This window comes from Streptomyces sp. NPDC058086 (assembly GCF_042885015.1).
Classification (GTDB): Bacteria; Actinomycetota; Actinomycetes; order Streptomycetales; family Streptomycetaceae; genus Streptomyces.
In genome coordinates this window covers 986-2,383 of the sequence record NZ_JBHVST010000266.1, presented here as the reverse complement: position 1 = coordinate 2,383, position 1,398 = coordinate 986, and the positions used below count along the sequence as shown (strand labels likewise).

The window sequence follows — 1,398 nt, the reverse complement described above, 5'->3', positions numbered from 1 at the left end:
TGTGTCCCCGGGGACTTCAACGAGGACGGCGCGATGGACCTGCTCGTCTACTACTGGGGCCGCACCCCGGTGATCTTCCAGGCGAAGAAGGAACCCGGCAAGGACACCACGACGATGGACCCGAAGTGCTTCGAGCCCGTCGAACTGGTCCCCGGCAGCAGTGGCAGCACCTACAAGGGGCCCCTGTGGAACTCCAACGCCGCGACCGTCGCCGACTTCGACGGTGACGGGCACAACGACATCTACATCGGGAACTACTTCCCCAACAGCCCCGTCCTGGACGACAGCGTGCACGGCGGCGTGACGATGAACGACTCGCTCTCGCACGCCCAGAACGGCGGCGGCGGCCACTTCTTCCGCTGGACCCCCTCCGGTTTCGAGGAGATCAAGAACGTCCTGCCGAAGGGCATCGACCGGGGCTGGACCCTGGCCGTCTCGGCCACCGACCTGGACGGCGACCAGCGCCCCGAGATGTACCTGGCGCACGACTTCGGGACCTCGGCCCTGCTGTACAACAGGTCGACCCCCGGCACGTTCAAGTTCAGCGAGGTCAAGGCCGTCCACACCGCGACCACTCCGAAGTCCAAGGAGATGGGCCGCAGCTCCTTCAAGGGCATGGGCGTCGACTTCGGCGATCTGGACAACGACGGCCTGTACGACGCCTTCGTCTCCAACATCACCACGTCCTTCGGCATCCAGGAGTCGAACTTCGCCTTCGTCGCGACCGCGCGTGACAAGGCGGACCTGCGGGCCAAGTTCCGTGACGGCGTCGCTCCGTACAAGGACGAGAGCTCGCCCCTCAACCTCGCCTGGTCCGGCTGGGGCTGGGACGTGAAGATGGGCGACTTCGACAACAACGGCGTCCAGGAGATCACCCAGGCGGTCGGCTTCGTCAAGGGCAAGCGCAACCGCTGGGCGCAGCTCCAGGAGCTCGCCACCGCCAACGACTCCCTGGTCAAGCACCCCCGCTTCTGGCCCCGGGTGGAGGAGGGCGACGACCTCGCCGGCGACCAGCACCTGCGCTTCTTCGTCCAGGACAAGGACGGCGAGGCCTACAGCGACCTGTCCAAACAGCTCGGTCTGGCCGTGCCCGTGCCCAGCCGTGGCATCGCCACCGGCGACGCCGACGGGGACGGCCGCCTGGACATGGTGGTGGCCCGGCAGTGGGAGGACCCGGTCTTCTACTGCAACATGAGCCCGGAGACCGGCGACCACCTCAACCTCAGTCTCACCGACGCGGCCGGGTCGCCCGTGATCGGCGCACAGGTCGCCGTGACCCTGTCCGACGGCAGTACCCGCCTGGGCCGGGTCGACGGCGGCAGCGGCCACTCCGGCAAGCGCAGCCAGGACGTGCACATCGGGCTCGGCCACGAGGTCGACGGCCCGGTGCAGACCCGT

General features: G+C 68.0%; 1 protein-coding gene. It reads left to right on the top strand.

Annotation, left to right across the window (positions count from 1 at the left end; genetic code table 11):
- Positions 1 to 1,398 (top strand): CRTAC1 family protein (locus tag ACFVWD_RS58105; RefSeq protein ID WP_389607258.1); only part of this gene is annotated, 1,398 nt, incomplete at both ends.